Origin of the sequence: Rhizobium sp. WYCCWR 11128 (assembly GCF_013416305.1) — a bacterium.
In the GTDB taxonomy this organism is placed as follows: domain Bacteria; phylum Pseudomonadota; class Alphaproteobacteria; order Rhizobiales; family Rhizobiaceae; genus Rhizobium; species Rhizobium indicum.
Genome location: NZ_JACCEZ010000008.1, coordinates 209,041 through 231,216, shown reverse-complemented (window position 1 = coordinate 231,216; position 22,176 = coordinate 209,041). Strand labels below are relative to the sequence as shown.

The 22,176-nt window shown below is 59.6% G+C and carries 22 protein-coding genes; 12 read left to right on the top strand and 10 right to left on the bottom strand.

Going from position 1 to position 22,176, the window contains the following annotated elements:
- Positions 1–163: 163 nt before the first annotated feature.
- The 5 genes from HX898_RS23775 to HX898_RS23760 all read right to left on the bottom strand — a co-directional run bounded on the left by HX898_RS23775 (position 164) and on the right by HX898_RS23760 (position 5,838).
- Entirely contained in the window at positions 164–538 is a 375-nt protein-coding gene (locus HX898_RS23775; protein ID WP_138334530.1) for a hypothetical protein, read from the bottom strand.
- A gap of 30 nt (positions 539–568) precedes the next feature.
- Positions 569–1,174, bottom strand: a complete 606-nt coding sequence (locus HX898_RS33050; protein WP_138334531.1) for a hypothetical protein — start codon at positions 1,172–1,174, stop codon at positions 569–571.
- An 8-nt stretch (positions 1,175–1,182) separates the two neighbouring features.
- A complete protein-coding gene (locus HX898_RS23770; RefSeq protein ID WP_138334532.1) occupies positions 1,183–2,514 on the bottom strand; it encodes a hypothetical protein in 1,332 nt (443 codons plus the stop codon).
- A 116-nt stretch (positions 2,515–2,630) separates the two neighbouring features.
- Entirely contained in the window at positions 2,631–4,505 is a 1,875-nt protein-coding gene (locus HX898_RS23765) for an adenylate/guanylate cyclase domain-containing protein (protein WP_138334533.1), read from the bottom strand.
- Between the two features lie 262 nt (positions 4,506–4,767).
- Positions 4,768–5,838, bottom strand: coding sequence for a LacI family DNA-binding transcriptional regulator (locus HX898_RS23760; protein WP_138334534.1), 1,071 nt, complete (start codon positions 5,836–5,838; stop codon positions 4,768–4,770).
- A gap of 221 nt (positions 5,839–6,059) precedes the next feature.
- Here HX898_RS23760 and HX898_RS23755 point away from each other — a divergent pair, with 221 nt between their 5' ends.
- From HX898_RS23755 to ppk2, 7 genes are all read left to right on the top strand, one after another.
- Positions 6,060–7,013, top strand: a complete 954-nt coding sequence (locus tag HX898_RS23755; RefSeq protein ID WP_180195928.1) for a sugar phosphate isomerase/epimerase — start codon at positions 6,060–6,062, stop codon at positions 7,011–7,013.
- A gap of 58 nt (positions 7,014–7,071) precedes the next feature.
- The gene (locus HX898_RS23750) at positions 7,072–8,304 is read left to right on the top strand and encodes an ABC transporter substrate-binding protein (protein ID WP_180195927.1); all 1,233 of its coding nucleotides are present in this window, start codon (positions 7,072–7,074) and stop codon (positions 8,302–8,304) included.
- A 102-nt stretch (positions 8,305–8,406) separates the two neighbouring features.
- Positions 8,407–9,294: a sugar ABC transporter permease gene (locus HX898_RS23745; RefSeq protein ID WP_180195926.1), complete on the top strand. Its 888-nt coding sequence runs from the start codon at positions 8,407–8,409 to the stop codon at positions 9,292–9,294.
- Entirely contained in the window at positions 9,294–10,178 is an 885-nt protein-coding gene (locus HX898_RS23740) for a carbohydrate ABC transporter permease (RefSeq protein WP_180195925.1), read from the top strand. Before HX898_RS23745 ends, HX898_RS23740 begins: the two co-directional genes overlap by 1 nt.
- Before the next feature lie 7 nt (positions 10,179–10,185).
- On the top strand, positions 10,186–11,268 hold the full coding sequence (locus tag HX898_RS23735) for an ATP-binding cassette domain-containing protein (protein WP_180195924.1): 1,083 nt from the start codon (positions 10,186–10,188) through the stop codon (positions 11,266–11,268).
- A gap of 84 nt (positions 11,269–11,352) precedes the next feature.
- Positions 11,353–13,005, top strand: coding sequence for a GMC family oxidoreductase (locus HX898_RS23730; protein WP_180195923.1), 1,653 nt, complete (start codon positions 11,353–11,355; stop codon positions 13,003–13,005).
- 110 nt (positions 13,006–13,115) lie between these two features.
- Positions 13,116–14,030 carry a polyphosphate kinase 2 gene (gene ppk2 / locus HX898_RS23725; protein ID WP_180195922.1) on the top strand — a complete coding sequence of 305 codons (915 nt, stop codon included), beginning with the start codon at positions 13,116–13,118 and terminating at the stop codon, positions 14,028–14,030.
- A gap of 117 nt (positions 14,031–14,147) precedes the next feature.
- On the opposite strand, the gene HX898_RS23720 is transcribed toward ppk2, so the two are convergent.
- Positions 14,148–15,023, bottom strand: coding sequence for an aldo/keto reductase family oxidoreductase (locus HX898_RS23720; protein ID WP_180195921.1), 876 nt, complete (start codon positions 15,021–15,023; stop codon positions 14,148–14,150).
- A 107-nt stretch (positions 15,024–15,130) separates the two neighbouring features.
- Between HX898_RS23720 and HX898_RS23715 the strand changes: the two genes are divergently transcribed.
- Positions 15,131–16,039: a LysR family transcriptional regulator gene (locus HX898_RS23715; protein WP_138334542.1), complete on the top strand. Its 909-nt coding sequence runs from the start codon at positions 15,131–15,133 to the stop codon at positions 16,037–16,039.
- A 116-nt stretch (positions 16,040–16,155) separates the two neighbouring features.
- Here HX898_RS23715 and HX898_RS23710 read toward each other — a convergent pair whose 3' ends face one another.
- The 4 genes from HX898_RS23710 to HX898_RS23695 form a co-directional block, all read right to left on the bottom strand.
- Entirely contained in the window at positions 16,156–16,635 is a 480-nt protein-coding gene (locus HX898_RS23710) for a pyridoxamine 5'-phosphate oxidase family protein (RefSeq protein ID WP_180195920.1), read from the bottom strand.
- Between the two features lie 108 nt (positions 16,636–16,743).
- Positions 16,744–16,938: a hypothetical protein gene (locus HX898_RS23705; protein ID WP_062940459.1), complete on the bottom strand. Its 195-nt coding sequence runs from the start codon at positions 16,936–16,938 to the stop codon at positions 16,744–16,746.
- A gap of 60 nt (positions 16,939–16,998) precedes the next feature.
- The gene (rpsU, locus tag HX898_RS23700; RefSeq protein ID WP_003538346.1) at positions 16,999–17,235 is read right to left on the bottom strand and encodes a 30S ribosomal protein S21; all 237 of its coding nucleotides are present in this window, start codon (positions 17,233–17,235) and stop codon (positions 16,999–17,001) included.
- Positions 17,236–17,275: 40 nt separating this feature from the next.
- Positions 17,276–17,428 (bottom strand): hypothetical protein, encoded by a 153-nt coding sequence (locus tag HX898_RS23695; protein ID WP_171600006.1) that lies wholly within the window; start codon positions 17,426–17,428, stop codon positions 17,276–17,278.
- Positions 17,429–17,882: 454 nt separating this feature from the next.
- On the opposite strand from HX898_RS23695, the gene rapA2 reads away from it, so the two are divergent.
- The 4 genes from rapA2 to HX898_RS23675 all read left to right on the top strand — a co-directional run bounded on the left by rapA2 (position 17,883) and on the right by HX898_RS23675 (position 22,155).
- Positions 17,883–18,593 (top strand): calcium-binding lectin RapA2, encoded by a 711-nt coding sequence (gene rapA2 / locus HX898_RS23690; protein ID WP_138334544.1) that lies wholly within the window; start codon positions 17,883–17,885, stop codon positions 18,591–18,593.
- A 193-nt stretch (positions 18,594–18,786) separates the two neighbouring features.
- Positions 18,787–18,975, top strand: a complete 189-nt coding sequence (locus HX898_RS23685; protein ID WP_138334545.1) for a hypothetical protein — start codon at positions 18,787–18,789, stop codon at positions 18,973–18,975.
- A gap of 86 nt (positions 18,976–19,061) precedes the next feature.
- Positions 19,062–20,354: a helix-turn-helix transcriptional regulator gene (locus HX898_RS23680; RefSeq protein ID WP_138390177.1), complete on the top strand. Its 1,293-nt coding sequence runs from the start codon at positions 19,062–19,064 to the stop codon at positions 20,352–20,354.
- A 304-nt stretch (positions 20,355–20,658) separates the two neighbouring features.
- Entirely contained in the window at positions 20,659–22,155 is a 1,497-nt protein-coding gene (locus HX898_RS23675; protein WP_180195919.1) for a DUF4173 domain-containing protein, read from the top strand.
- The last annotated feature ends 21 nt before the right edge of the window (positions 22,156–22,176 follow it).

Genomic DNA, 22,176 nt, shown 5'->3' with positions numbered 1-22,176 from the left:
TCCATGGAAGAGCAAAGCGCTTTTGGAAGCGGGGCTGCCGTACGCCATGATCCACGCGTTACCTCGCGTGCCCCTCCGTCGCAGGTCGGTGGGCCGGAAGCGCTGGACGACGGCGGTTAAGGCCGGCGGACCTTATCCCGCAATCGACAAAGCGATCTCGAAGTCAGACAAGTTTGAAAGTTTTTCGCGCACCTTCAAACTTACCATTCATATCATCCAGTTTTACAGCAACCCAAAACTCTGTTTTTTCATCGAACGGGCCAGCGTCAAGCTCTGGTTTAACAATTAACGACAAAACTCTATCTGTGCTCGTGGCAGAATCGTCAGTATCTATTTTGATTTTATAAGTTTCTTTCTTGTCGCTGGCACTTGGGTTTGAAACATCATCACTACCGTCTTCTTTGGTAGATATATATACATATATCTTATTGCTGAAGCCGGAGCCTATGATTTTAAATGGCGTTCGAACAAGTAATGGAGCAACTACAGTCGCTGGCTCGAGGCGCTCGATTTTAACTTTAGGGTTCACGGTGGGCATATTATCCTCCCTAGTCCGCTTTATATTAGATTAGTCGTTATCGCCCGATCTGCGAGGGATGAACCCGCCTGATCTGGACATTACACCACCAGAGCGGGACAGGGCACCGCCCGATCTGGACATTGCGCCGCTCGTCATCCCTCGGGGATCAGCAGAAACCTCGGCCGACAGCAGGATTTGCTCAAGGGTTCCTGTTTCGGCATCGAGTCTCATTGAGACATCACCTTTGTCATAAATCCAGACCCTCATGTCCTTAGCCAGAGCTCCGAATTGAGAACCAAGGCCGGTTCGTGCACTCGAACCAGGCGACCGATACAATCTGTCATACTCGATATCACCGTCCACGTTCCTCGGGGGCGGATCGTCTGGATCGGCCCCAGGACCGTGGACAACGAAGATGGCTGGTCGACCAAGTTCAATGAATGCTCCCTCAAAGGAGAAAGCAAAGATCCGCGCCAGAACCGCATCGGTCGCACCAAGCTGGTCCCTCAGAAAATTATTTCTCCCTGCTATTGGTACGCTTAGATTCTGGTAAATGGGTCCGCCTCTGAGAATCAGATCACTCAGTGGGCGCCCGAAGAGATGTATCGCTGATATGCCGAGTAAGGTTTCATTGTCTGCCACGTCTCCCTCCATCTAACTGATTATTGACCGTTCATTGATCTCGACAGCAAAACTTTCTCGCGATAGTTCATCTTCGGAAACTCCAGATAATCTATCGGCAACAACGTGCGCGCAGAGAGGACATGACTGTGATCCTCGCCACCTTTAATATGCGCGCCGGCGTGCAGCTCGCCGATCGCCCGTCGCCTGAAGTTTCTGCTGATGATCCGTGCGAATTGGCCGGCACTTTCATTACGATCAATCGCAAGCATCGTCCTCGCGACATCGCCGTAGTCCAGAAAGTCGGGAGCAAGAGCCCACAAGGTTTCCGCCAGATACGTCCCAACGATATCGCGCGAGTCGAGCAGTGCTTCGACAAAACCATCTGAGTTCCGCGCGAAGGCGCGGTCGAAAGCATGCTGCACGGGCGCCTCGGCAGCCGGATCGAACTCGGCAATATCTGCGAGGTCTTCGACGGCACGCGAGATCAAGCCGCGCACCACCAGGCTCTCATGGAAGATATCGACGAGGATGTCGAATATCGCGCCGGTGAGCGGTTGCGAGAGCTCATGCTCGTCCTTCCACCCATGTGCGAAGTCGGCCATCGTCCTTTTGTTGTTTGCCGACCGTATCTGGCGATGTGGCGAAAATTCCGAGAAGCGCGCTAGGCGATTTGCCCGGTAAAGGTTGCCGCGTGTCTCCGTGAGAACATTGTCGATCACGGACGGAAAATGCATGGCCGCGATCAGCGACACGCAGTCGGAGAAGGCCTCCTGGAAGCCAAGATATTCGGGGTACTCGGTTCCCGGGCGCGGCACGCCCAGTACGCTGAAGATGATTGCGTGCCCCACCTCATGAGCGATGACGTCAAAATCCAGGCTAAACGGAAGGACGCGCCCGTCGTTTTCGAACTGGCTCCCAACTTCGAGGAAACCATAGCCGTATTGAGCGTTGTCCCATCGCTGCAGGATCGAGATTTCCAGACGGTCATAATGATCGCGAAAATGCCAGGTGAGCGGCTGACCGAGATAGCGCTCCCACACATCCAGTGTGAATCGCACGCAACCAAAAACATGTGCGGCTTCAAAGCCAGCCATCGAAGGTCGGAGATAGTCGAAATTGCCGCACCCATCGGGGTTGGCCGGCTCGAGGATTTTCCCGGTCCAGGGCGGCAGATACATGTACGGCGTTCCGAGCGGTCCGCGGTTCGCACCGTAAGGACCGGTCTTGCCAACCGGCTCCACAACGAACATCCGATCGTCGGCCGGCCCAGCTGTCAGGCTGCCCAGCGGAGACGACACTTCGACAATCTCGGGACTGGACCAATCATCTTCAAATGGAGGCTGTACAAAAAGTCTGAACCGGGCGCCCATCCGCTCCCCCTCAAAAGACTTTTATGGTTGCCAGTTTAAGTTGACCTTCGGCGCTCGCGAGAATTTTAGCAAGTAATGAAATAGTATTAGGGTCGGCTTGCCAAATGTACCGGGCGTTATTCAGACGGCTCAACCAACCTCGAATAGCGCGGGTGACTGCGAATGGAATCGAGGTCGGAATCGTTCTTGAACCACAGCCGCATCTCGATGCCGACTTGAGGCATCCAGACCTCAAGCAAATCTATCGCTCTGTCGATTTCGCCAAGCAGTGCATAGGTGCAGGCGGCATTGTACTGGATGTTTATGTCGTTGGGATCCGTCGCCAGCGCGCGCGCCAACCATTCCAGCGCCATGTCGCGGACCCCGAGAAAGGCCAGCGCCGTCGCTCCCAGGCAGGCAACATTGGCATTTTCCGGATGGAGCCGCAGTTCCTCCTCCGCCCTTTTCAACGCGATCCGCGCATAGCTGCGGGCCTTGTCTATTTGCCCGAGCGAACGAAAGACGTTCACGAGCATGATCGGCGCACCATAATCGGCAGGCTTGATTTCCATTGCGCGCTGAAAGTGCGTAGCCGCCAGTTCGAACTGACCGTCGGTGACGCAAAATTCGGCATAGTACCGGTTCGCCTCGTGGCAGTTGGCGTCCAGCGACAAAGCCTGCTCGAATGCTGAAACCGCCTCAGCGCGATTGCCGGCCACCGCCAACGCAAACCCCCTGGCTGCATGTGCCTCCGCCAGATTGGGATCGATAACGAGCGCCGTCGCCGTGTTCGCGAGAATGGCCTCCACGGGGATTTCCGCGCCGAACTGAGACCGTAGACGCGCATCGCAAACCGCGATGCCGGCATAGGCGCGGGCATAGCCCGGATCCAATTCGATGGCTCTGGCGAAACTCTGCCTGGCCATCAAATGGTTCGAGCGCGAGGCAATATGGTAGTATTCGCGCCCCCTGAGGAAATGTGTATAGGCTTCAACGCTTCCTGTCGGCGCCTGCTCGATAGCTTTCTTCTCCTCCGGAAGCAGCTTGACCTTAAGCTGCTCGACGATCGCCTTCACGATCTCGTCCTGCATTTCGAAGATGTCGGTGAGGTCGCGGTCGTAACGCGCCGCCCAGACATGGCCGTCGCTGGCTGCTTCGATCAATTCCGCATTGATCCTTACATGATTGCCTGCCTTGCGGACGCTGCCCTCCACGATATAGGCAACGCCGAGTTCTCCGGCGATGCGCTGCAGGTTTTCGTTCCGGCCTTTCCACGTGAAAACTGTGTTGCGGCTCAATACGAATAGGCCTGAAACATTCGATAGGTCCGTGATGAGATCTTCGGTGATGCCGTCGCTGAAAAAATCCTGCTCGGGATCGTTGCTGATGTTGGCGAATGGCAGGATTGCAACGGATGGCTTGTTGACGGGTGCCCGTGTGTGGACACCTGCGGCGGGCGGAACCTCCTCGCTGGAGGCGACATTGCCCCAATCGGCAAAATAGACATGGACCGGACGGGAAATGTTCTTGACGTTCATGGCGCCTTGATCTGCGAAATCGAGACCGAGCTTGTTTGCGACTTCGTGGCGCACTGCCGCCGAACAGGCAATGCCGCCGGGGGCTGCAAGGGCTTGCAGCCGGACCGCCACATTAATGCCGTCCCCATGAAAGTCATCCGCATCGAAGACGATATCGCCCAGATTCAAGCCTATTCGGAACGCAAAGTGCCTGTCCGCTGGAAGCCCCATGTTGCGCTCCAGCATGCCGCGCTGGATTTCGACGGCGCATCGTGCAGCACTGAGCACGCTCCCGAACTCGACCAGGAAACCGTCGCCCATCAGCTTGATTATATGTCCGCCATGGGTCGCGACAGCGGGATCGAAGAGCTCGCGGCGATGCTGACGAAGAGCGTTGAGCGTCTCCTCTTCGTTGGCTTCCAGGAGACGGCTGTAGCCTACTACATCGGCAGCCAGAATAGCCGCCAGTCGACGCTCGACAAGTTCTGCGCACATGCCCGTCTCCCCAACGTGCTGGTGGCAATACTATTCAATTCTAGAAGCCGGCCAGTAATGTTGCCGGACGATTATATTAATGACAACTAAAATATCTCTCTTGCACGCCAAACCGGCAATTAACATCCTCCAGATTCGGCCATCTGGTGACTATCGCCTTCGAAGGGCTACTGGATCGTTCTCCCGACCCTGGTGGACGTGCTGCGGCGATTGAGCTCGGACGGTCGTGGCGCAGTAGAACGATCACGGCTTGCCGGCTCCGTCAGGTCTTTGGAGGAGCGACGCTCTCCCGCAGAATAAGCTTGCTGCGGATGACGGTACGGACCTCCCCCGCTTTTTGCCGCTGGTCAATGGCGTCGAGCAGGAGATCGACCGCCGCGCGTCCCATCTCTTCCACAGGCTGCTCGATTGTCGAGAGCGGCGGGGAGGAGAATTCGCAGACGGGCGAGCCGTCGAAGGAGACGACGGACAGATCACCCGGAATGCTCAAGCCCGCACGCTGGATACGGCTGACAAATGAGATAGCCATGTCATCGCTGGTGGCGATGACTGCCGTCGGCCTTTCCGTCAATGTCGCAAAATCGTCCGCTGCCTGCACTCCGATATCGAAGCCGTGTTGATAATCGAGATGACCGCCCGAGCGACGCACCAGTTCCTCGGACAATCCCGCCGCCTCGAGCGCCTCGAGCACGCCGCCGTAACGCTCGACATCGTGATAATTGCCTTCGGGCCCGGCCAGATAGAAGAACCGCCGGTGACCCAGCCGGATGAGTTCGGCCGTGACGTCGCGCACCGCCTCGCGGTCGTTGGTCACGACGCTCTGCAGGCCGGCATCGCTCATGTCGAGCAGCATCGAAACGATCGGCAGGCCGGAACCGCCAAGTGAGCGTCCATCCACTTCAGGAAGCTTCGACGACAGGATGATGGCGCCACGCACGCTGCCGCCAAAGGCGAGGTCGAGAATATGCCGTTCGGAAATCTCGTCGCGATCGAGGTTGGCGATCATCAGGTTGTAGCCGCCCTGGATCAGCGACTTGTTGATGCTCTGCAGGACCTGCGGAATGATCTGGGAGACCCCGTAATAGAGCGATCCCGGCAGGATGATCATGACGATGTTGGATTTGCCGACCCGGAGACCGCGCGCCATGGCATTCGGCGTGTAGCCGAGCTGCCTCGCTGCAGCATTGATCTTGGTGCGCGTCTTTTCGTTGACCCGCCCGGGATTGGCAAGCGCCCGGCTGACCGTTGAGATCGCCACACCGGCGAGCCGCGCAACATCGGCCATCAAGGCACCCGATTGCTCTTCTCCTGCCACATCCTTGTTTTTATTCACTTTTATTTCTCTCTCCCGGATGCTTCGATTTGCAACTTTAGGGCAGGCGACGATTTATAGCAAACGTTTGCCAAAAATCGCTTGCTTAAAAAACCAGCTTGATTATCATTTGGTCATGGCAAACGATTGCCAATCCTTAATGCTTTGAAAATCCATGGCTTATTGGATGCGGAACACCCTTCCGCACGCGGGTAGGCCATGCCTTGGGAAATGGATAGGTTATGGCTACTGGCGAAAGGCTGCGCTTCGGCATCGATCTCGTGACATTCTTCCATCCCGGCTTCTGGGGCGTCGACAGCCATGAAGCGATTGTCGATCATGCACGCGCCGATCCGCGCGCCTTCTGGGACAAGATCCTCGACAGCGTCCAGGCCTCCGGCGTTACCGGCGTCGAGCTGACCTTTTCTCCCTTCAACTGGCAGGACGCGATCAAGACCTATGGTTCCATCGACGCCTTCGCCGCCGAACTGGCAAGACGCGGCTTGACGCTGTGCAGCGGCTTCTTCGCAGAGCTCGAGGCGGCCGGCGACTTTGCCGATCCCGAAGCCCAGAGCGCGCTGATCGACAAGGCCGAACGCTATGCCGACTTCCTGAAAGCCTGCGGCAGCGACATCATGGTGATCGGCGCGCCGTTGCGCCAGACGCTCGGCACCCAGCCGGTGCAGTTTCATGATTTCGACCGCGCCAAGGTGATCGCCGATTTCCTCAACCGGCTCGGCGCGACCCTCTATGCCAAGGGCGTGCGGCTGGCGCTGCACACCGAGGCGCACTCGATCTTTGCCGCCGCGCGCGATGTCGACCTGATGATGCTTTTGACCGACCCGGCCTATGTGCATATGTGCCCCGACACGGCGCACATCATCGTTGCCGGCTCCGATCCCGTCCAGCTTGTCGATCGCCATCACGAGCGCATGATCATCGCCCACTGGAAGGATGCGATCGGTCCGATGCCCGCCGATACCCCGATCGACAAGCACATCCATGAACGCCACCAGCCCTATTTCTGCGACTTCGGCCTCGGACGGGTCGACTGGCCGGCCTGGATCCGGCTGCTGCGCGACCGGGCCTATGAAGGCTGGGCGATCCTCGAACTCGATGCCGCGCCGGATCCCGTCCGCGACATTGCCAACGGGCTCACGCTCGTCCGGCAGGCGCTCCTGCCGATCTATCGCTGACAGTCACTCCCGAGACAACAAACGCCCCGCAAAGAGGGCATTTTCAAGAGGTGGAACTATGAAGACCATGATGAAGCTTTTTTTTGCCGGCGTGGCATTTGCCGGTCTTTTCGCCTCGGCGCATGCCGAGGACAAACCGACGATCGAGATCATGTCGTCCTGGACATCGGGCGGCGAAGCGGCAGCCCTCAATGTCATTAAAACCGAGTTCGAAAAGCGCGGCGGCGTCTGGAAGGATTCCTCGATTGCCGGCTTCGGCGCGGCCGATGCTGCCTTCCAGAACCGTATCGTCGCCGGTGACGCGCCCGGCGCCAAGCAGGGCGTCATCGGTCTCGCCGCCGCCGATTTCATCAACCAAGGCCTGTTCAATCCGATCGACGACGTGGCCGCTGCGGGCAAATGGGCCGACGCCCTGCCGAAATCGATCCACGATCTCATCTCCTATGACGGCAAGGTCTATCTTGCGCCGACCGGCGCCCATGGTGAAAGCTGGCTCTTCTATTCCAAGGAAGCCTTCGAGAAGGCCGGCATCGCGCAGGAGCCTAAGACCTGGGACGAGCTCTTTGCCGATCTCGACAAGCTGAAGGCTGCCGGCATGGTTCCGGTCGCCTGGGGTGGCCAGCCCTGGCAGCAAACCAAGGTCTTCAACATGATCCTGCTCTCGCAGGTCGGGATCGACGGCTTCCTGAAGATCTATGTCGACAAGGACAAGAGCCCGGCATCCGTCGAGGGCGTGAAGAAGACCCTGGAAATCCTCGGCAAGCTGCGCGGTTATGTCGATGCGGGTGCAGCCGGCCGCAACTGGAATGACGCGACCGCCATGCTGATCACTGCCAAAGCCGGCGTGCAGTTCATGGGCGACTGGGCCAAGGGCGAATTCACCGTTGCCGGCAAGGAGCCGGGCAAGGATTATGGCTGCATGATCGTGCCGGAGTCAAAGGGCATGGTCTATATCGCCGACTCTCTCTGGTTCCCCAAAACCGGCAATGCCGCGACCGACAAGGCGCAGAAACTGCTCGCCGAGGTCGTCATGGATCCAACCGTCCAGGTCGAATTCGCCCTCAAGAAGGGTTCGGTTCCGATGCGCGCCGACGTCGACAAGTCGAAGCTGGACGCCTGCGCCCAGAAGGGTGTCGAGTTGATGGCTGCGGGTGCAATCGTACCGGACCAGGCGATCGTGCTGACGCCCCAGCAGGTCGGCGCACTCGACGACTTCGTAGACGAATACTGGAGCGGCGGCTCGAACGATGCGGGCGCTGCGGCCGAGAATTTCTTCGCCATCTTCGAGTAGGATAGTGCCTGTGGCGTCGGTCTGACCCGACGCCACAGCTGCCGGCCGCCGCCTCGCGCGGGGGCGCGAGCCCTGCTTTCCATTCCGTCAACGAGCTGGCCGATGTCCGTCAAACGCAAGCCCAATCTTTCCGCCACCATCGCGCTGCTGCCGACATGGTTCGTTGCGGTCGTGGTCTTCATCGGCACCATGGCCTGGTCGATCCGGCTGTCCTTTACCAATTCGACGCTTTTTCCGTCCTCGACCTATGTCGGCTTGGCGCAATATTCGAAGCTCTTCTCTTCCGCCAAATGGCTGGCATCGCTGCAAAACGTGTTGATCTTCGGTGTCCTTTACGTCGCAGGCTGTTTGCTGCTCGGCTTCCTCCTGGCGGCGGCGCTGGACCGCAAGATCCGCTTCGAAAGCGCCTTCAGGACCATATTCCTCTATCCCTACGCCATGTCCTTCGTGGTGACCGGGCTGATCTGGCAGTGGATGCTCAATCCGACGCTCGGCATCCAGGCGAGCGTGCGCTCGCTCGGCTGGGAAAGCTTCGTCCTCGACTGGGTGGTCAATCGCGACATGGCGATCTATGCACTGGTGCTTGCCGGCGTATGGCAGGGCGCGGGGCTTGTCATGGTCATTGCGCTTGCCGGCATGCGTGGCATCGAAGCCGAGCAATGGAAGGCGGCGCGGATCGACGGCATTCCCGTCTGGCGGATCTATGTCTCGATCATCCTGCCGCAGCTCGGGCCGGCGCTGGCCGCCGCCGGAATGCTGCTCGCCATGGGCGTAATCAAGACCTATGACATCGTCGTCGCCATGACCAATGGCGGCCCCGGCAATGCGACGGAGGTGCCGGCGAAATTCATCATGGACAATCTGTTCGGGCGCCAGAACCTCGGCCTCGCCACAGCAGGCGCGACGGTGCTTGTCCTCGGGGTGATCGTCGCCGTCGCCCCGTTCCGCTATGCGATGCACATGCGTGACAAAGCAAAGGGGGCTGCGTGATGGCCCGTCCTCATCCGAATGGCCCGAAGCCGGCACAGATCACCGCCGGGCGCATCGGCCTCTATGCCTTCCTTTTCATCGCCGCACTTTTCTTCCTGCTGCCGCTCTATACCATGGTCGTCACCTCCCTGAAGTCCATGGACGAAATCCGGCTCGGGCAAATCTTTGCCTTGCCGACGACGTTCGATTTCTCCGCCTGGGTGACCGCCTGGTCGGGCGCCTGCATGGGAACCGTCTGCGTCGGCATTCGCAGCGGTTTCTGGAATTCGGTGGCGATCACCCTTCCCTCGGTCGCGCTCTCGGTCTTCATCGGCGCCGTCAATGGCTATGCGCTGTCGCTCTGGCGGCCGCGCGGGGCAAACCTGCTTTTCGGCCTGCTGATGGCCGGCGGCCTCATCCCCTACCAGATCTTCCTCTATCCAATGGTCCGGGCGATGGCGAATATCGATCTCTACAATTCGCTGGCCGGTATCATTCTCGTGCATGTCATCTTCGGCCTGCCGCTGGTGACGCTGCTCTTCCGCAATTATTTCGTCAGCGTGCCGGAGGAGCTCTGCAAGGCCGCGCGCGTCGACGGCGCGGGCTTCTGGCGCATCTTTTTCGAGATCATGCTGCCCATTGCCGTGCCGATGGTCGTGGTGGTCTCCATGCTGCAATTCACCGGCATCTGGAACGACTTCCTCCTCGGTCTCGTCTTTGCCGGCCGCGACAACCTGCCGATGACCGTGCAGCTCAACAATATCGTCAACACCACGATGGGCGAGCGGACCTACAACGTGAACATGGCGGCGACGATCCTCACCGCCATCGTTCCGCTTGCCATCTATTTCCTGTCCGGTCGCTGGTTCGTGCGCGGCATCGCGGCCGGCGCAGTCAAGGGGTAATGCTTCCATGCAATCTGCCGTCTCCGTCAAGGACCTGAAGATCGCCTATGGCGATCATACGGTGATCGAGAAGATGTCGATCGACATCGCGCCGCGGGAGTTCCTGGTGCTGCTCGGCCCTTCCGGCTGCGGCAAGTCCACGCTTCTGAATGCCATTGCCGGTCTCCAGGACATTACATCAGGCGAGGTCTGGATCTCGGGCAAGAACGTCAGCTGGGAGGAGCCGAAGGACCGTGGCATCGGCATGGTTTTCCAGTCCTACGCGCTCTATCCGCGTATGTCGGTCCGCAAGAACCTCTCCTTCGGACTTCGCGTCGCACGCCTGCCGAAGGCCGAGATCGAGGCCCGTGTCGCCCGCACCGCCGCCCTCCTTCAGCTCGACAAGCTACTCGACCGGCGTCCTGCCGAGCTTTCCGGCGGTCAGCGCCAGCGCGTCGCCATCGGCCGGGCGCTGGTACGCGAAGTGGATGTCTTCCTGTTCGACGAACCGCTGTCGAACCTCGATGCCAAGCTGCGCAATGAATTGCGCGTCGAAATCAAGAAACTGCACCAGCGCCTCGGCAATACCATGATCTACGTCACCCACGACCAGGTCGAGGCACTGACGCTGGCCGACCGCATCGCCATCATGCGGGACGGCGTGATCCAGCAGCTCGCCTCGCCGTCCGAGATCTACCGCCGTCCGGCCAATCTCTTCGTCGCCGGCTTCATCGGCGCTCCGGCGATGAATTTCGTCGAGGGCAGGATCGGGCGCGGCAACGGCGCGCCGGTCTTCCGGAGCAAGGAGCTCACTGTCGATCTCTCCGGTTATTCCTTTAGAGAAGACGCAGCGGAAGGACCGGCAACACTCGGCTTTCGCCCGGAACACCTTGTGCTCGATGGCGCCACGAGCGGCCTGCCCACCATTCCGGGTCGCGTTTCCGTCGTCGAGCCGATGGGTTCGGACGCGGTTGTCTGGTTCGACTGGGCGGACCAGAGCCTTTCGCTCCGGCTCATGGGCGATGTCACCCTTGAGCCCGGCGATGTTCTGGCTCCCGGGCTCGATATCGCCAAGGCGTCCCTCTTCGGCGCTGACGGATCGCGGCTGTGACGCACCATCCCTTTGTTTTCCCGCAATTCCGGGTGCATTTCGCGCCGTTTTGAGGATTGCTCCAGGACAGGATTTGAAAAAGAAATGTCTGAGATCGTCTATGATGCGCTGGTGATCGGCTCCGGCGCGGCGGGTTCCTTTGCGGTAAAGGAACTGACGGCGCAGGGATTATCGGTGCTGCTGCTCGAGGCCGGTCCCGCCGTCGGGCCGAAGGATTTCGATCCCGCGCGCAAGAAGGCGCCGGCAAGCAGCATCAACATCTGGGAGCGCGCGCGGGCCACTCTCAAGGGCCAGCCGATCCAGGCGCGCGCGGCGTTTTTCACCGAGCGCTTCAGCCATTTCTTCGTCAACGACCGCAAGAACCCCTATACGACGCCGAAGGGCGAGCCTTTCCTCTGGATCCGCGGCCGTCAGGGCGGCGGGCGGCTCCACAGTTTTGGTCGGGTGCTGCTGCGCTGGACCGACGACGACTTCAAGATCCGATCGCGCGCCGGAAAGGGCGTGGACTGGCCGGTCTCCTATGACGAACTGGCGCCTTTCTACGACGAAGTCGAGACCTATCTCGGGCTCTACGGCAATAAGGACAACGTCGCCACGCTGCCGGACGGCGTCTATGCGAAGCCGGCAAGCCTGACGCCCGCCGAACAGATCTTCAAGCAGGCGGTCGAAAGCCGCTGGCCGGAAAGGCACGTCGTCTCCTGGCGTTACATCGCGCCTGACGCCGACCGGATGCCGCGACCGCTGCGAGAAGCAAAGGCGACCGGTGAGCTGACCATCCTCTACGACGCCGTCGTTCGCCGTATCACCACGGATGAGAAGACCGGCCGCGCCACCGGCGCGGAATACATCGATCGCAACACGGGTGCGGTATCGACGGCTCGCGCCGCGACGGTGGTGCTTTCCGCCTCGCCGATAGAGAGCGTGCGGCTGCTGTTGAATTCGGCTTCGGCGAAACATCCGGATGGGCTCGGCAACAGCTCGGGCGCTCTCGGTCGCTATTTCATGGACCAGCTGCCGTGCCTCGCCTTCGGGTCTTTTTCCAAGGCGAAGGGCTGGGCGCCCGACGACTCCGCGCCGACCGACCCATTCTACAATCCGTCGGGCGGGATCTTCATTCCCCGTTTCGGCGAGGGCGACGCCGCCCGCGGCGATTTCGACTACCAGGGAAGCGTCGGCCGCGCGCCGGTCTCCGGGGACACCGATGCGCGTCTCGCCTTCTTCGGTTTCGGCCGCATGCTGCCCTATGCCGACAACCGCATCACGCTCGATCTGAGGCGCAAGGATGCCTGGAATATTCCCGTGCCGCATATCCGCTGCGTCATGCAGGAGGAGGAGCAGGCGCTGCTCAGAAGGCAGGAGGAGACGTTGATCGCCATGATCAAGGAGATTGGCGGCGACCTCGAATTCATCGGCTCGCCCACCGGCCTCAAGGAAATGGGCAAGGGCGCCTTTCCCGAAGCCGATGCCTTCAGCCGCTTCATGTTCCGCAAATGGTTCCGCAAAACCATGTGCATGGGCGCCGCAATCCATGAGACGGGCGGCGCGCGCATGGGCGAAAACCGGCAAGCTTCTGTGCTCAACCCCTACAACCAGGTCTGGGATGCCCCGAACCTCATCGTCACCGACGCCAGCGCCTTCCCCGGCAGCGGCATCGCCGGCACGACGCTCACCGTCATGGCCCTGACGATCCGCGCCTGTCGGAATCTTGTCGACCAATTCAGGACAGGACGGCTATAGCCGCGCTTGGAACGAGGGACCCGGGTAAACCGTTTCAGCCTTCGATCAGTGGTCGTCATATAAACTTCGCACTGACATGCTCCTGTCAACGAAAGCAGGAAGGGAAATCCATGTCTCAGACACATCAGGACCAACTCAGCCGCATAAAGGCCGAGATCGCCGACAGCTTCGATGAAGAGCTGGAAATGCAGATGGAGGAAGACCGGCTAGACGATCTGGTCGCCGAAGGAATGTCGGAGCCGGCGGAGCAGACGCTCGAGCGAAAGACCTACTTCCGCGAGCTCTTCCGGCTGCAGCACGAACTTGTGCGGCTGCAGGACTGGGTTCAGCATAAGAAGCTGAAGGTGGTGGTGCTGTTCGAAGGTCGAGATTCGGCCGGCAAGGGAGGCGCAATCAAGCGGGTGACCCAGCGGCTCAATCCGCGCGTCTGCCGGACGGTCGCGCTGCCCGCCCCTACCGAGCGGGAACGTCATCAATGGTATTTCCAGCGTTATGTCCCGCATCTTCCGACCGCCGGCGAAATGGTGCTCTTCGACCGAAGCTGGTACAATCGTGCCGGTGTCGAGCGCGTCATGGGGTTCTGCACCGAGGAAGAACTCGAGGAGTTCTTCCGCTCCGTGCCTGAATTCGAGCGGATGCTGGTCCGTTCCGGCATCGTGCTGATCAAATACTGGTTTTCGATCACCGATGAGGAGCAGGAGTTCCGCTTCAAGATGCGTATCCACGATCCGCTGAAGCAATGGAAGCTGTCACCGATGGATATGGAAAGCCGTGTCCATTGGGAGGAATACACCAAAGCCAAAGAAGAAATGCTGGAGCGTACGCACAGCCCCGATGCGCCTTGGTGGGTGGTTCAGGCCGTGGACAAGAAACGGGCGCGGTTGAACTGCATTGCCCATCTTCTCGAGCAGATCCCTTACGAGGATGTTCCGAAACCCGAGATCCAGTTGCCGGACCGCATCCGTCACGCCGATTACAACAGGGCGCCGGTTCCACCTGAAATGCTCGTGCCGGAGCGTTATTGAAGGCATAGTTGCAACGGGCGGCGGGCTGCCGCACAATTCCCTAAATCGGAATCGATTTAGGAACTGCTACGCTACGCCGCGCAAGAGCGTGGCGTAGCCTCGGATCGCTGGCGACCTTCAGGCGGCGACATCAGCCATGCGGTTCAATTCCGAGACGGCGTCATCCGGCAGCACGAGCTGGGCGGCGGCGAGGTTCTCCCTGAGATGGCCGACGGAAGAGGTGCCGGGGATCAGCAGGATGTTTTCCGCGCGACGCAGCAGCCAGGCGAGCGCCACCTGCATAGGCGTCGCGTTGAGGCGTGCTGCGACATCGGACAGGGTGGAGGACTGCAGCGGGCTGAACCCGCCGAGCGGGAAGAACGGCACATAGGCAATGCCGTCGCGCGCAAGATCGTCGATCAGGGCATCGTCGGCCCGATGCGTCAGATTGTACTGGTTCTGCACGCAGACGATCTCGGTGATCCCACGCCCCTCAGTGATCTGTTTGGATGTGACGTTGCTCAGCCCGATGTGACGGACCAGGCCTTGCCGCTGGAGATCGGCAAGGACCGTCAGTGGCGCTTCGATCGACCCTTCGGCCGGGCCGTGCACGTCGAACATGACCCTGAGATTGACGACATCAAGCACATCGAGGCCGAGATTGCGGAGGTTGTCATGTACCGCCTTCGTCAGCTCGTCGCGCGAGAAGGCCGGCATCCACGATCCGTCCGTGCCGCGCCGGGCGCCAATCTTGGTGACGATAGTGAGATCGTTGCGATAGGGATGCAGCGCTTCACGAATGATCTGGTTGGTGACGTGCGGGCCATAGAAGTCGCTGGTGTCGATGTGGTTTACGCCGCTCGAGACCGCCTCTCGCAGCACGGCCAGTGCCGCGCCATGATCCTTGGGCGGACCAAACACGCCAGGCCCGGCAAGCTGCATGGCGCCATAGCCAAGCCGCTTCACGCTACGGCCGCCGAGGTTGAACGTGCCGGACTGATCGATAGTTGACATGATCTAATTCCTTTCAAGAGATGACGCCAAGATAGGCCCAAGATAAGCATTGTCGGCGCGCGTGAAAATTGGCTATAATCCGCACGGGCTGTGCGGAGTGGCGAACAATGAAAGCAGATCTGGGCGATCTCAATGCCTTTGTTGCCGTGGCCCGTGCCGGGGGTTTCCGCGAGGGCGCGCGCGTCAGTGGCAGCAGCGCCTCCTTCCTCAGCGAAGCGGTGCGCCGCCTGGAGGCCCAGCTCGGCGTCAGGCTGCTCAACCGGACGACACGCAGCGTCGTCCCAACCGAAGCAGGCAAGGGCCTGCTGGAGCGGCTTGGCCCTGCTTTGAGCGAGGTGGAGTCTGCCCTCGACGTCGTCAACGGATTTCGCGACAGGCCGGCCGGTGCCTTGCGCCTCAATGTGCCGGTCAGCGCGGCGCGGCTGGTGCTGCCCGCCATCGTTCCGCCGTTCCTCGCCGCCTATCCCGATATTCGGCTGGAGGTGGTCACCGACGAGAGCTTTGTCGACGTGATCGCGGCCGGCTGCGACGCCGGCATCCGCTATGACGAGCGGTTGGAGCAGGATATGATCGCGATACCGATCGGGCCACGCGTCCAGCGCTTTGCCATCGCAGCCTCCCCCGACTACCTCGATCGCCGTGGCCGGCCGCAACATCCGAGCGAGCTGCTCGGCCATGCCTGTCTGTTGGGTCGCTTTTCGAGCGGTGCGATGACGGCGCCGTGGGAGTTCGAGCGCGATGGCGAGATCGTGCGGGTCGATCCGACGGGGCCGCTGATCGTGCGGGTCGGCGGAGCGACCGATCTGGCCGTCGATGCAGCGATATCAGGAACAGGGATCGTCTGCCTCTTCGAGGACTGGCTGCGCCCGCATATCGACAGTGGCGTGCTCGAGCCCCTCCTCGAACCGTGGTGGCAACGCTTCTCCGGGCCGTTCCTCTATTATCCCGGACGACGGCTGGTGCCTGCGCCGCTCCGGGCGTTCATCGATTTCGTCAAGGCATCGGCTACCGCATAATTCATTAAGCCGGAATGGATCGAAGGATAAAATGATGCAGCAATTCAGGGTGTTACAGCATCCTTTGCGCGTCTAAAAGATGCGGCGCTGTAAGGGGGTTAGTGGCCGACGATGCGCTAAAGCTTGACCTCGGCATTGTCGCCCATATCAGGTTTGGTGTTCGAGACCGCTGCGGCCGCCATCTTGATATAGCTGATGATCGTGCCCGGGCTGTCCCAATATTCGGCTGAAGCCGGCGTCATCTTGAGGATGCGGATGGAAGGATCGTCGGGATTGTCCCACCACGCCTTTGCCGGCGTCGCCCATAATTCCCTGATTCTCTCCCGGTCGTTTTGCACCTCGGCCGTCCCCGATACGGAAACGTATTTCTGTCCCTTGGTGTCGGCAAAGGCGAGGCAGACGTTTGGCCAGCGAGTGATTTCATCGTCCTTGTGACTGCTGACATCGGTCAGAAAATAGATCGCATTCTCGAGCTGCGCGGTATAGGCGGACATCGGGCGGGCTCGCAGTTCGTCGCCGCTGCGGGTCGTCAGCATGCAAAACCCGATCTTGTCGATCAATTCCCATACCCGTGTCGCATCGTCTTGATTGGTCATCGTCATCTCCATCTATACAAGAGACGAAGTAACCATCTGCCGCGGCCGATGTTCCCAGTCGGCGGGCCTAGTGAGCCCATTCCCAAGATGATCGAGGCACGCAGTCGATCAATGGACGCTTGGGGTTCTCATGACCGTTGCAAAGTCTTCGGCGACCAGTTCGCTGACGGCGATGAGAACTTCCTCCCGGGAAAAGCCCGATGTCAGAGCACGTTGAATCAGATCCTGCAGATCCGGCTCCACGACATCGCGGCAATCCTCGAGGCGTTCTTCCGAAACGGTGAGGCTATTGAGTTCGTCCATTGTCTGTCCTTTCAGGAATGTAACCACCAAAGCCCGGGAAGGCTGGTGAGGATAAAGCCGCTAGCGGGCGGCCACCGCCCGCTTCGGACCGGGCAGCAGGCCTTCACGCTGCATCTGCTTGCGTGCAGCCTTGCGATGTCGGCTGATCGCCTGCGCCTTTTCCCTGACGCGCCGTTCGGACGGTTTCTCATAGGCGCGCCGTTCCTTCATTTCGCGGAACAGCCCTTCGCGCTGCATTTTCTTTTTCAAGACTCTGAGCGCTTGATCGACATTGTTGTCTCTGACGAGTACCTGCATTTCGAGTTCTCCTTGTCTGGGATGGTGGCCCGATCGCCGCTCAGCCGAGCTGCTCGGCGATCAGAGCCTGCAATTCGCGGCGGGTGAGAAGGCAGGGAAACGGCTTCCAGCTCCTGGGAACATTGCGGACAGCCTCGTCATCCTCACGCGGATTCGCCGCCGCAACCGCGGTGGCTGTATGTGTGTTGTTCAAAAAGAAATCCTTTGCCGGCCTTGGCCGACGTTATCGATTGTTTGTGGGATTGCCCATCACGCAGCCTTAAGGCGCGCGCCGATGCATAAGCGTCTCAAGCAGCAGCCGGCAACGGCTTGGATTTCCGCTTGGATCGGGTACATCCAGCAACATAGGGCTCGGCGAGCAGAATTGCAACGGATAGCCCGGATGGCATGGCGCGGGCACCGCTAATCGCCTTCAGATATACTCGGTGCCATTTTATTCAAGTTAGCCGGGTATAGTTTTTGTCGAATTTTCTTCAATTTGGCGCGAGAGCGACATTATTCCGCCAGAATGGAAGCAACGCGAAGATCGCCATCGAAATTAACCTTCTGTTAAATAGGCCATTGACTTGTAGTATTAATAGGTTGTTAAAGGAGCCGCTCGCTGAGGTCGAAATTGACCCGCTAATAAACAATTTGAGGAGAGAGCAATGGCTTCGCCGATACATGCAACTGATGATAGTGCAACATTTCAAGAAACCGACGTTATTTCCGGAAATCTGCTTTCCAACGATTCCTCCGACAACGGCCACCTGTTCCTGCGCGCCTTCGACGGCGCAAGCGTAGGCGCCAAGAGCGGCAACAGCCAGGTTACCCAAATCCAGGGCGATTACGGCACCTTCTTCGTCAAGCCGGACGGCAGCTACACCTATGTCCTGAGCGACGCTGCCAAGATCGGTTTCGCCAACGGCGAATCGTTCCAGGAGAAGGTTTCCTACAAGATCTCCGACGGCAGCGGTCATACCGACGTCGGCCTGTTCACCCTGAACATCCAGGGCGTCACCCAGGTAAAGCCGATCGCTGTTGACGACCACTACAGCTTCAACGAAGGCGACGCCATCGGCGGCAACGTTCTGGACAACGACATTGCCGGCGACAATGGTCACCTCTTCCTCCGCCAGTTCGACGGCACGAATGTCAGCGCTAAGAGCGGCCCCGACGCTGTTACCGACATCGTCGGCGACTATGGCGTCTTCCACGTCAAGCCGAATGGCGAATTCACCTATGAGCTGACGGATGACCTGGCTGCTGGCCAGACCGTCACGGAAACCGTCCAGTATTACAAGATCTCCGATGGCGAAGGCCACACGGATGCTGGCGTTCTGACGCTCAACATCACGGGCACCGACGCTCTCGTTTGATCAGCAGTCATAGATCAGTGAGACATGACGCCCGCCGCGCAATCGGCGGGCGTCTTCGTATATCGGCCTGATTGACGCAAGTCCGCCGGGGGGAGCCAATCATATTCCGATGGTCTGCAAAACGGCATAATTCTTTTTAGCTAGTTCTTATAAATGCCGGCGTGGCGTAGTCTTGATATTCGGAGGACACGCCGTGACCGAACACATCGAACCCAGGCAAGTCGAAACAGACGATCTGACGAAAGTCTGGTCCGTGACGGAGTTCTGCGCTCGTCACCGCATAGATTCCGAGGAACAAGCGCTGCTGCTCAAACTCTTTGGGCCGTTCGCGACCGCCTCCGAATTGCTTCACAATGCCAAGCGCGCGCCAAGGTTCAGATGAGGCCTCCTCCATTTCTTCAACGATCTTCTCACAAATCCCGGCAAGTCATTCGGTGAACGAGACGGCGCAAGATATCGCCTGATCGGGTGACGCTCGCTATTTTGCCTCTCCTTAGACATTTAGGCAGTAATCGAAATGGTGCGATCGTTGCATTTGGCGGAACCATCATCGTGAAAACGAGCGGCGCTGATATGGATCATGTCGATATCGTTGATGCTGTCTATCAGGCGGCGGTCCGTTCAGAACTATGGCCGGATACGCTGTGCGCGATCGTTGATTACGTCGGTGCCGTCGCCGGAAATATTGTCTATCAGGCGCCCGATGGCCGCGGCAGCTTTCTGATCCCCGGCCGTATGCGCGAAGATTTGAATGCGCTCTATCTACAGCATTACACGAGCAACCCCTATGCCCGCGCATTCGAGAAGGTAAAGCCGGGCGAGATTGCAGTCGGCAATAGGTTGATCGATGCAGAGGCCGTAAGGCATTCCGCGTTTTACGCCGATATCTGCAAGCCTCAAAACATCTTCAATCAGCTCTTCCTGCCGCATGCCAGCCTGCACGAGCGGGGAGGTATCGGCGGTGTCGCTCTGTTCCTGTCTCGTCAGCAAGACGAGCACGCCGCGGAAGCGGCAGCACGGTTAGGGCGGCTGAGCCCGCACATGGCGCGGGCGATCGATCTTTCCTTTCAGGTAAACCGGATCGCCCGCGCACCCGAATTGCCGCAACGGCTGATCGATGCAATCGCGGATGCGGCTGTGCTGATCGATGGTCGGGGTGCGGTCCTTCTCTTGAATGCGGCAGCCGAAGCACTGCTCAAGCAGGCCGACGGCATTTTTCTCAGCCGATCCGAGACGCCCTCGCTTGCCGCCCATATTTCGAAGACATCCACCCGCCTAGTGAACGCCATTCGTCAGGCTTTGCTGATAGCCGATGGCGAAGACACGCCTTTCGACGGGGCATTGTCGATCTCCCGGCCATCGGGTTTGCCGCCCTATCTGGTGATGATCACGCCGCTTGCACCGACAGCGGTTTCGATATGGGATGCGGTTGATAGTGGAGCGCGCGTGCTCATTCATATCGTCGATCCGGAAGCGAAGACGCGTCGGCAAGCGCAACAACTGCAACACATCTTTGGCCTGACCGAAGCCGAAACCCGGGTCGCCGCACTGATCGGCAGCGGAATGAATCTGCCCGAGATTGCCCGGGTTCTTGGAATTTCGTCCAACACGGTAAAAACCCACACCGGCCGATGCTTTGGCAAAACGGGGGTGCGATCCCAGGCGGCTCTCGCCAGGCTGATTGCCTCGATCCCGATCGCCGGAAACAGGCCGGCGACGCCGTCCCGCACGAATGGAAAGAGCCGTCCGCGGCAATCGTAAATTCTACTAGGCTATCTTCACGCGATGATCTGGAGAGGCCTGCTGCATGACCTCATAGGTCCGGGTGATTTTCCTGAATTGCTGCTCACTCTCTGCACAAAATCTGCAATCCGGCGCGGCATTCTTCCGCCATGAGCAAGAACGACATCCCCCTCGCGCCACGCCGTCCGGCTTTGCCGGATCGCCTCCGCAATGACGGATGGTGGCTGACGGAGGCGAGCTGGCCTCGAGGGACCGCCTCCGAGGAGACCCCAGCAACCATGCTCATCGTGATCGAAAAGCGGCATCTACGAGAGGAGCACCAATGGACACAACCGACACGCTGACAGAAGCAATGCCGATCAGGCGTGGCAGTGGCCGGATTACCGCGCTGTTTGCACTGGTGGCGCTGTCTGATTTTCTGATCTTTGGTGAGATGCCCGGGATAAATCTTTTCCTGTTTGCACTCGCCGTCTGCACCGGCATTCTACTTTCGGCCGGGAAGATCCGAGCGCCGTCAATGGCTGCTCTCCTGTTTGGTTTTTCGGTTCTGGCCTCGGCACCTCTGCTGGAAGCGCCCTCATTCACCGGCATCGCCCTTTGCTTCAGCGCGCTGATAGTGGTTGCTCTCGTCGGCGGCAGGCTTATGCCTCGCAGTCTGATCGGTCTGCCGCTGGTGTTTCTCCGTTTCACTCTTGTCATTCCCTTGCGGCTTGCCGACGATATTAGGAAATATCTTAAGACGCCGGCCAAACGTTTCTCCTTCACTGTCGTTTGGCAGGGCGTCGGTCTCTGGATCATGCCTCTCGTTCTCGCCGCAATCTTCGTGTTCCTTTTTGCGGCTGCGAACCCGCTGATCGAGATCGCGCTGCGCAGTATCCGTTTTGCCGTTCTGCTGCAGTTTCTCGACCTTTGGCGGATCGGCTTCTGGATGATGATCGCTACTGTGGTCTGGGCGATGTTGCGGCCGCGCCTGAAGCGGCGCGCTGCGAGGTCGCAAGCCAGCAGGGCGTTCGTCATCGTGCCGACCAGAAATGCACCGTTCGGCCAGGCCTCGCTGCTGCGGTCGCTGCTCCTCTTCAACGCGGTCTTTGCGGTGCAGACGCTTCTCGATCTCGTCTATCTCTGGGGCGGCGCAGATCTGCCCGATCACATGAGCCACGCCGAATATGCTCATCGCGGCGCCTATCCGCTGATTGCGACGGCGCTTCTGGCCGCCGGTTTCGTTCTTCTCGCCATGCGGCGCGGCGGCCCCGGCGATCAAAGTTCGCTGATCCGCGGCCTCGTCCATGCCTGGATCGTCCAGAATGTCCTTCTCTGCCTGTCCTCGATGCTGCGGCTCGGGCTTTACGTCGAGGCCTATTCGCTGACGGAACTGCGCGTCGCCGCCGGTCTCTGGATGGGCCTCGTCGCTATCGGCCTTGTCTTGATCCTGCTGCGCATTCTGCTCGACCGATCCAACGAGTGGCTGATCGCCGCGAACCTCGCTTCCCTGATTGCGGTGCTCTACATCAGCGCCTTCATCGATTTCCCTGATGTCATCGCCCGCTTCAACGTCGCCCACAGTCAGGAGATCAGCCACGAAGGCCCGCCGCTCGATATCTATTATCTCTCCACGCTTGGCCCTTCCGCCATTCCGGCCCTCGATCTCCATATCCGCGCGCTGCCGGAATATAGGGCCGACAAGATCAGCGAAGCCCAGCTCATCCGGGGCTCGCTCCTCTGGAAATTCGAGCATCGCCCGCGCGACTGGCGGAGCTGGAGTTTTCGTTCTTCGCGACTGGAGGCCTATCTTCTGTCTCCCGCAGCCATTGCAAGATAGAACGAGAACGATAACAACAGG